This is a genomic window from Burkholderia sp. (assembly GCF_018375725.1).
Taxonomy (GTDB): domain Bacteria; phylum Pseudomonadota; class Gammaproteobacteria; order Burkholderiales; family Burkholderiaceae; genus Burkholderia.
Genome location: NZ_JAHACR010000144.1, coordinates 1 through 9,920, shown reverse-complemented (window position 1 = coordinate 9,920; position 9,920 = coordinate 1). Strand labels below are relative to the sequence as shown.

The following is a 9,920-nucleotide window of genomic DNA, read 5'->3' as shown; positions in this document are numbered from 1 at the left end:
GACACGCTGTTCCCGTTCATGCAACAGATGAGCGCGCTGCGCGAATTCGCGCAGATCGTGCCGCTGTCGGCCAAGAATCCGGACGACATCCAGCGCCTGCTGGAGACGATCAAGCCATACCTGCCGGTAGGCGAGCCGATCTATGGCGAAGACGAACTGACCGATCGCAGCGAGCGGTTCCTGGCCGCCGAGATCCTGCGCGAGAAGCTGTTCCGCTGGACCGGCGACGAACTGCCGTACACGAGCACGGTCGTCATCGACAAGTTCGAGGAAGAAGGGCGTCTCAAGCGCATTTTCGCGACGATCCTGGTCGATCGCGATACGCACAAGGCGATGGTGATCGGCAAAAAGGGCGCGAAGCTCAAGCAGATCAGCACCGAGGCGCGCATGGACATGGAGAAGCTGTTCGACGGCCCGGTCTATCTCGAGACCTTCGTCAAGGTGAAGAGCGGGTGGGCCGACAACGAAGCGGGGCTTCGTGCCTATGGGTACGAATGACGCGTGGATGACTCCCGCCGAGGACGAGGCGGCGCCCGGCGCGGTCGATGCGCCGCCGGCCGCGCCGCCCGAGCGGCCGCGCAAGCCGCGCCGCGCGGCTGCGCGCACATCCGAATTCCGCGTCGCCGAGCAGCCGGCGTTCGTGCTGCACAGCTATCCCTATCGTGAAACGAGCCTGATCGTCGACGTGCTGACGCGCGATCACGGCCGGCTCGCGCTCGTCGCGAAGGGCGCGAAGCGTCCGCATTCGGCGCTGCGCGGCGTGCTGCAGACCTTCCAGCCGCTGTTGCTGTCGTGGTCCGGCAAATCCGAAGTGCGTACGCTCACGGGCGCCGAGTGGGTCGGCGGGATGCTGCCGCTCAGCGGCGACGCGCTGCTGTGCGGTTTCTATGCGAACGAGCTGCTCGTGAAGTTCTGCGCGCGCGAGGATCCGCAGCCGTCGCTGTTCAATCACTACGTGGTGACGCTCACGCGCCTGGCGCATGGGGAACCGGCGGTTCAGGTGCTGCGTTCGTTCGAGCGCGTGCTGTTGCGCGAGACCGGCTACGCGCTCGCACTGAGCCGCACGGTCGGGCGCCGCTCGGTCGAGGCGGAGCGCCTGTACGTGTTCGATCCCGAGCGCGGCGTGCGCTACGCGGACGACGACGTGCCATCGCACTGGCCGGTGATCGCCGGGCAGACATTGCTCGACATGGAGCAGGACGATTACCATCGAGCCCAGACCGTCGCGCAAAGCAAGACGCTGATGCGCTTTCTGCTGAACACCTATCTCGGCGGCACGCCGCTTGCGACGCGCCAGATCCTGATCGACCTGCAAAACCTATGAGCTTCTTCCTGACTTCGCCCACCGCCATCGATCTCGGCGTCAACATCGACCACGTTGCCACGCTGCGCAACGCGCGCGGCACGACCTACCCCGATCCGATCCGCGCGGCGCTCGCCGCCGAAGAGGCCGGCGCCGATGCGATCACGCTGCATCTGCGTGAGGATCGCCGGCATATCGTCGACGCCGATGTGCGCAAGCTGCGCCCGTTGCTGAAGACGCGGATGAACCTCGAATGCGCGGTCACGAGCGAAATGCTCGACATCGCGTGCGACGTGCAGCCCCACGATGCATGTCTCGTGCCGGAGAAACGCGAGGAGCTGACGACCGAAGGCGGCCTCGACGTCGCGGGCCGCTTCGAGGCCGTGCGCGCCGCGTGCAGGCAGCTCGCCGACGCCGGTGTGCGCGTGTCGCTTTTCATCGATCCGGACGAGACGCAGATCCGTGCCGCGCACGAAGCAGGCGCGCCGGTGATCGAACTGCACACGGGCCGCTATGCGGATGCGCACGACGTGGCCGAGCAGCAGCGCGAATACGAGCGCATCGTCGCGGGCGTGCGGGCAGGGACGCAACTCGGCCTGAAGGTCAATGCCGGTCATGGCCTGCACTACACGAACGTGCAGCAGATCGCAGCGATCGACTGCATTGTCGAACTGAATATCGGCCATGCGATCGTCGCGCATGCGATCTTCGCCGGCTGGGACAACGCGGTGCGGGAAATGAAGGCGATCATGGTCGCCGCCCGCGTCGCGGCTCTGCACGGCGCACGCTGATTACATGGCGATCTACGGCATCGGCACCGACGTCGTCCAGATGAGCCGCATCGCGGCGGTGCTCGAGCGCACCGGCGGTCGCTTTGCGGAAAAAGTGCTGGGCTTCGACGAATTGAAGGTCTTCCACGCGCGCCGTGCGCGTTCCGAGGCGCGCGGCATCGCGTTTCTCGCGACGCGCTTCTCCGCGAAGGAGGCATTTTCGAAGGCGATCGGGCTCGGCATGCGCTGGCCGATGACATGGCGCGCATTGCAGACCCTCAATGCGCCGAGCGGCGAGCCGTATGTCGTCGCGTCCGGCGAACTGGCCGGCTGGCTCGCGGCGCGCGGCATCACCGCGCGCGTCACCGTCAGCGACGAGCGCGACTACGCGGTCTCGTTCGTGATCGCCGAGACCGACATGCCTGCGGCGGCCGGCCCGGCCGCCTGAAATTTCCACTGACGTCATTTCCGATTCGATGAAAACGACTCCCGGCCCGGTCATGCTCGACATCGTCGGCACGACCCTGTCGCGCGACGACGCGCGGCGTCTTGCCCATCCGCAAACCGGCGGCGTGATCCTGTTCGCCCGGCACTTCCAGAATCGCGCGCAACTGACCGCGCTGACCGATTCGATCCGCGCGATCCGCGAGGACATCCTGATCGCCGTCGATCACGAGGGCGGACGCGTGCAGCGTTTCCGAACCGACGGTTTCACGGTGCTGCCCGCGATGCGCCGTCTCGGCGAGCTGTGGGACAAGGACGTGCTGCATGCGACGAAAGTGGCAACCGCGGTCGGCTATATCCTTGCCGCCGAACTGCGCGCATGCGGAATCGACATGAGTTTCACGCCGGTGCTCGATCTCGACTACGGACACTCGCAGGTCATCGGCGATCGCGCATTCCATCGCGATCCGCGCGTCGTGACGATGCTCGCGCAGAGCCTCAATCATGGACTTGCGCTCGCGGGCATGGCGAACTGCGGCAAGCACTTCCCTGGCCACGGCTTCGCGGAAGCCGATTCGCATGTTGCGCTGCCGACCGACGATCGTCCGCTCGACGCGATCCTCGCTGCCGACGCCGCGCCGTACGACTGGCTCGGCCTGTCGCTGTCCGCGGTGATTCCCGCACACGTGATCTATACGCAGGTCGACGCGCAGCCCGCGGGTTTCTCGCGCATCTGGCTGCAGGACATCCTGCGTGGCCGGCTTGGCTTTAAGGGCGCGATCTTCAGCGACGACCTGTCGATGGAGGCGGCGCGCGAGGGCGGCACGCTCACGCAGGCAGCCGAGGCGGCGCTTGCCGCGGGTTGCGACATGGTGCTCGTCTGCAACCAGCCGGAGGCCGCCGAGGAGGTGCTGAACGGCCTGAAGGGCGGGGCATCGCCCGAGTCGGTGCGGCGCATCAAGCGGATGCGCGCGCGCGGCAAGGCGCTCAAATGGGACAAGTTGATCGCGCAGCCGGAATATCAGCGTGCGCAGGCGCTGTTGCGCAGCGCGTTCGCGTAACGCACGTGGCGTTTCGGGGCGCGTCGGGGTGATGCGCCGCGGCGTTCGTGCTGGCCGGCCGCGTCGGGCTGGCCACCGCGCGGCCAATCCTGCCGATTAACAGGTTGCCGGCCGCCGGGTCGCCGGCCGCCACATCCTCAATTCACCTTCATCCGCTGCAGCTTGTTGTACAGCGTCTTCGGGCTGATGCCGAGCAGCGTCGCCGCGCGGTGCCGTGTACCGCCGACCGCGTCGAGCGTCGCGCGGATCAGCAGATCCTCGACGTCTGCGAGCGGCGTGCCGACCTTGATCTGCACGCTGCTGCCGTTCAGTGCGGCGCCCGCGACGAAGCTGGCCTCGCCGGCGCGCAGCGTCTCGATGAGATCGCCGGACGCCTCGTATGCAAAGCGTACGCGTTCCTGCAATTCACGCACGTTGCCCGGCCATTCGTAGGCCAGGCATTCACGCACGAACGCGGGCGCCGTGCGCTTGTCGGTCGGTTTGCCGCCGGTCGAGCGTTCAGTGCGATTCAGTTCGTCGATCAGCGCGTCGGCGATATGCAGCGCGTCGTCGTCGCGTTCGCGCAGCGGCGGCATCGTGATCGACGCCGCGTCGAGGCGCAGCCACAGGTCTTCGCGCAGCGTGCCGTTCTCGACCGCTTCGCGGGCGGGGCGGCGCGTGGTGGCGATCAGCCGGAAGTCGCTCGCGATCGGACTCGTGCCGCCGATGCGCATGAAATTCTGCGAATCGAGCGCCTGCAGCAGCGCTTCCTGCAGCGCGAGCGGCAACGCGGTAATTTCGTCGAGGAACAGCGTGCCGCCGCTCGCCTGCTCGAACAGGCCCGGTTCGCGCCGCTCGGCGCCGTCGAATGCGCCGCGTTCATGCCCGAACAGCACGCTGTCGAGGGCGGCGCCATGACGCCCGGTTTGCCGGAGCGAGCGGCAGTCGAACGCGACGAACGGCCCCTTGCGGCGGCGGCTCAGGTCATGCAGCGTGCGTGCCGCCACTTCCTTGCCGGTGCCGGCTTCTCCGGAGAAAAGCACGGCCGTCTCGGTGCGCGCGTTGTGCTCGATCGCGTCATAGACATGCTGCATGGCATCGCTGCGGCCCACCAGCGAGCCGAAGCGGCCGAGGCGGCGCAGCGTCGCGCGCAGCGACTGCACTTCGTCGATCAGTTCGTACGGGCGGGGGATGCGTGCGAGCAGACTGCGCAGTCGCGGGATATTGATCGGCTTGAGCAGGTAATCCCAGATCCCGTGTCGCAGGCCTTCGATCGCGCTTTCGACCGTCGCATTGCCCGTGAGCACGATGACGGGCAGCGACCCGTTCGGCTGCTGTTGCGGCAAATGCTGAAGCAGATCGAAACCGCTGCCGTCCGGCAGGTTCAGGTCGACCAGCACGACGTCGGGAATCGAGCGGCCGAGCGCGGTGCGCGCTTCGGCGAGCGACGTCGCCGTGTCGACCGAGAAACCGTCTGCGGCAAGCAGCGCTGTGAGGCCGGACAGACTATTGGGATCGTCTTCGACAATCAGGGCGTGTGGCATGGTGAACGCGTGTCAGCAAAAGAGGCGGGCCATCGGTCGTCAATCCGGAGCCGCAAATCGAGATTAAAAATCAATTTTATGCCTCGCTGAACGCGTGACGCGCATTATTTCTTCAGCGCTATAAAACAGTTACCGATGATACAAATTGAATATCTTTGCGAGTAGATTTTGTTTTGCGTTGCGGGGTCGGAATCGAGCATTTGTCGCGGCGGATAAACAAAAAGCGCCCGAAGGGCGCTTTTTGTCGACGCGGAAAGCGTTTCGCGATTACGCGCGGCTGCGGTATTCGTTCGTGCGCGTGTCGATTTCGATCTTGTCGCCGGTGCTGCAGAACAGCGGGACTTGCAGTTCGAAGCCGGTCGAGATCTTGGCGTTCTTCAGCACCTTGCCCGACGACGTGTCGCCCTTGACAGCCGGTTCCGTGTAGGTGATTTCGCGCACCAGAACCGTCGGCAGTTCGACCGAGATGGCCTTCTCGTTGTAGAACACGACTTCGCATGCCATGCCGTCTTCGAGGTAATTGAGCGCATCGCCCATCATTTCCGCTTCGACTTCGTACTGGTTGTAGTCGGCGTCCATGAACACGTACATCGGATCCGCGAAGTACGAATACGTCACTTCCTTGCGCTCGAGCACGACGACGTCGAACTTGTCGTCGGCCTTGTACACAGCTTCCTGGCCCGCGTTGGTCAGCAGGTTCTTCAGCTTCATCTTGACGACGGCGGCGTTACGGCCCGACTTGTTGTATTCGGTCTTCGAGACGACCCAAGCGTCGTTGCCGATCATCACGACGTTACCTACGCGGAGTTCCTGTGCGGTTTTCATAAAACTGTCCTGTACAAATAAAAAGTGCCTGAGCGTTGCGCAACGGCGGACGGCGCAAGCGGGTTCGTTCCGGAAGGCGCCAAAGCGAGCGCGCTTGAGTGGTCAGCCGTCGGATAACCGCTTATTTTAACTGAGATTTTGCGTGTTCCGCCAGTTTTCCGGCGAGGTCGCCGACGGCGGCCAGCGCATCCGCCCAGCGCGCCGCGTTTGCCCGGAGCGCTGCGCGGTGCTGCCACAGATCGGCCCAGTCTGGCGTGCCTGCGCCGTTCCAGGCGTGCCAGAAGCGTGTCAATGCCGCGCGCGGCGCGTCGTCGAGGCCGGCCGTCAGATGGGCGAGCGCGGCGTCGAGTTTCGGCAGATGCGCGTCGTCCGCTTGCGGATAGATTTGCCAGACGAACGGCCGGCGTGCCCACTGCGCGCGGACGAACGAATCCTCGCCGCGCACGAAATTCATGTCGCTGATCCACAGCAGCGGATCGTATTCCGCCTGCGGGACGAAGGCGAGGCCGTACGCCGTCAGGCTGCCGCTGTGCGCGCGCGCGCCGGCGCCGAACGAATCGACCCCGAAAAAGCGCGCGACGCCCGGCGAGATGCGGCCTTCCGGCACCAGCGCGACGACGGGCGACGCGCTGGCGCGCCACTGGGCGAGCAGCGCGTCGACAGCGGGGTTTTCGTAGGCGAACAGGCTAACGACCGTCGTATCGGCTGCGGGCGGCGGCCCGCCGGTCGCGCGCAGCCACCATGCCGTGCGCGCGTCGGCATCGGCTTCGAATGCCGCGCGCCGCGTGTCGAGGTCGCCTTCGCGCAGGACGCCGCCCGTGCCGGCCGACAGTCCCGGGAAGAAGAACGTTTTGGCGAGCGGATAGCGCGGATGCGGCGAAGGGCGCAGATGGAAATCGGCAACCCAGTCCTCGGCGCTCAGGTATTCGAGATTGATCCAGACCGGCCGCTGCGCGCGGCGCGCCATCGCGGCGAGATACGCGGGCGGCAGGTCGCACGCGAACGCCTCGATCACGATGTCCGCGATGTCGATCGCGTCGCCGACCTGCGCATGCCAGTGCTCGATCACCACGCCGTCGGCGCGCTGCCGGACCGCGTCGGGCTGCACGCCGGGCAACAGGCGCGTGAACGTGCGCAGGTCGTCGACGAACAGCCGGACCTGCCAGCCATGTTCGTGCACGAGCTGGCGCGCGAGGCGCCAGCACACGCCGATGTCGCCGAAGTTGTCGACGACCGTGCAGAAGATGTCGCAGGCGAGCGGTTCGCCCGGTACGTGCGCGGACGGAGGGTGGGAGCGCGGCATGGTGTGTGGCATCGAAACGGGCAGGAGGAATGCTCTAAACTGGCGATTCTAATAGACCGTTCGTGCGCCTCGCGGCGCCCGGATCACGCATGACATCCCCAGACGCACCCGAAGCCCCGTTCGAGCCGAAGAAAATCCTCGCGCAACTGCCGCACCTGCCAGGCGTCTACCGCTATTACGACGCGGCGGGCGCCGTGCTTTACGTCGGCAAGGCGCGCGACCTGAAAAAGCGCGTATCGAGCTATTTCACGAAGACGCAGCTGTCGCCGCGCATCGCGACGATGGTCACGCGCATCGCGCGCATCGAAACGACCGTCACGCGCTCGGAGGCGGAAGCGCTGCTGCTCGAGAACAACCTGATCAAGGCGCTCACGCCGCGCTACAACATCCTGTTTCGCGACGACAAGTCGTATCCGTACCTGAAACTCACCGCGCATCGCTTTCCGCGCATGGCGTATTACCGCGGTGCGGTCGACAAGCGGAACCAGTATTTCGGGCCATTTCCGAGCGCATCGGCGGTGCGCGAGAGCATCCAGATCCTGCAGCGCGTGTTCCAGCTGCGTACCTGCGAGGACTCGGTGTTCAACAACCGTACGCGGCCGTGCCTGCTGCATCAGATCGGCCGCTGCACCGCGCCGTGCGTCGGCGCGATTTCCGAAGAGGACTACGCGCGCGATGTATCGAACGCGGCGCGCTTTCTTCTCGGCCGGCAGAAGGAGGTGATGAGCGAGCTCGGGCAGAAAATGCACGCGTTCGCCGCCGAACTCAAGTTCGAGCAGGCGGCCGCGGTGCGCAACCAGATGAGCTCGCTTGCGACCGTGCTGCATCAGCAGGCGATCGAAGTCGGCGGCGACAGCGACGTCGACATCCTTGCGGTCGTTGCATTGGGCGGCCGCGTCTGCGTGAATCTCGCGATGGTGCGTGGCGGCCGTCATCTCGGCGACAAGGCCTATTTCCCCACGCATGTCGAGAGTGCGCTGACACTTGCCGAAGGCGGCAGCGGCGACGAAGCCGGGGAGCCGGGCGATGCGCTTCCCGACCTGCCGGCCGACGGCGCGCAGGAGGCGAGCGCATCGGTCGAGGCCGAAGTGCTCGATGCATTCATCGCCCAGCATTACCTCGGCAATCGCGTTCCGCCGGTGCTGGTCGTGAGTCATGCGCCCGCGAGCCGCGATCTGATCGAGCTGCTGGCCGAGCAGGCGGGGCACAAGGTGTCGCTCGTGCGGCAGCCTCAGGGACAGCGGCGCGCGTGGCTGTCGATGGCGGAGCAGAACGCCCGGCTGGCGCTCGCACGGCTGTTGTCGGAGCAGGGCTCGCAGCAGGCGCGCACGCGCGCGCTCGCCGAGACGCTCGGGTTCGAAAGCGGCGACCTCGCGCAGTTGCGGATCGAGTGTTTCGACATCAGCCACACGATGGGCGAGGCGACGCAGGCGTCGTGCGTCGTCTATCACCATCACAAGATGCAGTCCGGCGACTACCGCCGCTACAACATCGCGGGCATCACGCCGGGCGACGATTACGCGGCGATGCGACAGGTGCTCACGCGCCGCTACGAGAAGCTCGTCGAGCAGGCGGCGCAAGCGGCATCGGCCGACGACGCGGCCGGCCTCGACGGCGAAGCGTCGCGCAAGGCCGAGGCTGCGGGCCTGTTGCCGGATATCGTGCTGATCGACGGCGGCAAGGGACAGGTCGATATCGCGCGGCAGGTATTCACCGAGCTTGGCCTCGACACGTCGATGCTGGTCGGCGTCGCGAAGGGCGAGGGGCGCAGGGTCGGGCTCGAGACGCTGGTGTTCGCGGACGGGCGCGCGCCGCTCGAACTGGGCAAGGAGAGCGCCGCGCTGATGCTGGTCGCGCAGATCCGCGACGAGGCGCACCGCTTTGCGATCACCGGCATGCGCGCGAAGCGCGCCAAGACCCGCCAGACGTCGCGGCTCGAGGAGCTCGAAGGCGTCGGCGCGAAACGCCGGCAGCGGCTGCTCGCGCGTTTTGGCGGGCTGCGCGGCGTCGTGTCGGCGAGCGTCGACGAGCTGGCGAGCGTGGAGGGCATTTCGCGCTCGCTCGCAGAACAGATCTATCGCCAGCTGCACTGACCTGTGTCGCCCGCCCGCCTGGCTTGTGGCAGGGCGGGCGACGCGGCACAATTGCGAATCCTTTACTGTTCCGGATGCCATGCCGTTCAATTTTCCGATTTTCCTGACGTGGGTGCGGATCGTGCTGATTCCGCTCGTCGTCGGTGTGTTCTATCTGCCGGATGCGATGATGGAAAGCGCGCACCGCAATCTCGCGGCGGCGCTGATCTTCATCCTAGCCGCGCTGACGGACTGGTTCGACGGCTATCTGGCGCGCAAATGGAACCAGACGTCGTCGTTTGGCGCGTTCCTCGACCCGGTCGCGGACAAGCTGATGGTGACGGCGGCGCTGCTGGTGCTCGTGCAGCTCGCACGGGTCGATGCGGCGATCGCGCTCGTGATCGTCGGACGCGAGATCGCGATTTCGGCGCTGCGTGAATGGATGGCACAGATCGGCGCGTCGAAGAGCGTCGCGGTGAATTCGCTCGGCAAGTTCAAGACCGCGTGCCAGATGATCGCGATTCCGCTGCTGCTCTATAGCGACCGTCTGCCGCTGCCGGGCGGAATGGGGCTCGATACGCGCGCGCTGGGCGGGTGGCTGATCTACGTGGCGGCGTTC

Annotated in this window: 10 protein-coding genes; 7 read left to right on the top strand and 3 right to left on the bottom strand. The window is 66.2% G+C overall.

Going from position 1 to position 9,920, the window contains the following annotated elements; genetic code table 11:
- From era to nagZ, 5 genes are all read left to right on the top strand, one after another.
- Positions 1-498: GTPase Era (gene era, locus KH616_RS15475; RefSeq protein ID WP_292247740.1), on the top strand; the 498-nt coding region annotated here is incomplete at its 5' end.
- Positions 485-1,324: a DNA repair protein RecO gene (gene recO / locus KH616_RS15470; protein ID WP_292247737.1), complete on the top strand. Its 840-nt coding sequence runs from the start codon at positions 485-487 to the stop codon at positions 1,322-1,324. The genes era and recO, both read left to right, overlap by 14 nt.
- Complete coding sequence (pdxJ, locus tag KH616_RS15465; protein WP_292247734.1) at positions 1,321-2,094, top strand: pyridoxine 5'-phosphate synthase; 774 nt, start codon at positions 1,321-1,323, stop codon at positions 2,092-2,094. The genes recO and pdxJ overlap by 4 nt, the downstream gene beginning before the upstream one ends.
- A gap of 4 nt (positions 2,095-2,098) precedes the next feature.
- Positions 2,099-2,521 carry a holo-ACP synthase gene (gene acpS / locus KH616_RS15460; RefSeq protein WP_292247732.1) on the top strand — a complete coding sequence of 141 codons (423 nt, stop codon included), beginning with the start codon at positions 2,099-2,101 and terminating at the stop codon, positions 2,519-2,521.
- Between the two features lie 28 nt (positions 2,522-2,549).
- A complete protein-coding gene (gene nagZ, locus KH616_RS15455) occupies positions 2,550-3,578 on the top strand; it encodes a beta-N-acetylhexosaminidase (RefSeq protein WP_292247730.1) in 1,029 nt (342 codons plus the stop codon).
- Between the two features lie 137 nt (positions 3,579-3,715).
- Here nagZ and KH616_RS15450 read toward each other — a convergent pair whose 3' ends face one another.
- The 3 genes from KH616_RS15450 to earP form a co-directional block, all read right to left on the bottom strand.
- The gene (locus KH616_RS15450; RefSeq protein ID WP_292247727.1) at positions 3,716-5,101 is read right to left on the bottom strand and encodes a sigma-54 dependent transcriptional regulator; all 1,386 of its coding nucleotides are present in this window, start codon (positions 5,099-5,101) and stop codon (positions 3,716-3,718) included.
- Between the two features lie 267 nt (positions 5,102-5,368).
- Entirely contained in the window at positions 5,369-5,926 is a 558-nt protein-coding gene (gene efp / locus KH616_RS15445) for an elongation factor P (protein ID WP_292247724.1), read from the bottom strand.
- 121 nt (positions 5,927-6,047) lie between these two features.
- Complete coding sequence (gene earP, locus KH616_RS15440) at positions 6,048-7,241, bottom strand: elongation factor P maturation arginine rhamnosyltransferase EarP (RefSeq protein ID WP_292247721.1); 1,194 nt, start codon at positions 7,239-7,241, stop codon at positions 6,048-6,050.
- Positions 7,242-7,318: 77 nt separating this feature from the next.
- Here earP and uvrC point away from each other — a divergent pair, with 77 nt between their 5' ends.
- Positions 7,319-9,322, top strand: a complete 2,004-nt coding sequence (gene uvrC / locus KH616_RS15435) for an excinuclease ABC subunit UvrC (RefSeq protein ID WP_292247718.1) — start codon at positions 7,319-7,321, stop codon at positions 9,320-9,322.
- Between the two features lie 79 nt (positions 9,323-9,401).
- Positions 9,402-9,920: CDP-diacylglycerol--glycerol-3-phosphate 3-phosphatidyltransferase (pgsA, locus tag KH616_RS15430; RefSeq protein ID WP_292247716.1), on the top strand; the 519-nt coding region annotated here is incomplete at its 3' end.

What these genes read in the sequence shown, in the direction of transcription:
- recO (WP_292247737.1), top strand. Translation starts at nt 485, where the DNA reads ATGGGTACGAATGACGCGTGGATGACTCCCGCCGAGGACGAGGCGGCG.
- pdxJ (WP_292247734.1), top strand. Translation starts at nt 1,321, where the DNA reads ATGAGCTTCTTCCTGACTTCGCCCACCGCCATCGATCTCGGCGTCAAC.
- acpS (WP_292247732.1), top strand. Translation starts at nt 2,099, where the DNA reads ATGGCGATCTACGGCATCGGCACCGACGTCGTCCAGATGAGCCGCATC.
- nagZ (WP_292247730.1), top strand. Translation starts at nt 2,550, where the DNA reads ATGAAAACGACTCCCGGCCCGGTCATGCTCGACATCGTCGGCACGACC.
- KH616_RS15450 (WP_292247727.1), bottom strand. Translation starts at nt 5,101, where the DNA reads ATGCCACACGCCCTGATTGTCGAAGACGATCCCAATAGTCTGTCCGGC.
- efp (WP_292247724.1), bottom strand. Translation starts at nt 5,926, where the DNA reads ATGAAAACCGCACAGGAACTCCGCGTAGGTAACGTCGTGATGATCGGC.
- earP (WP_292247721.1), bottom strand. Translation starts at nt 7,241, where the DNA reads ATGCCACACACCATGCCGCGCTCCCACCCTCCGTCCGCGCACGTACCG.
- uvrC (WP_292247718.1), top strand. Translation starts at nt 7,319, where the DNA reads ATGACATCCCCAGACGCACCCGAAGCCCCGTTCGAGCCGAAGAAAATC.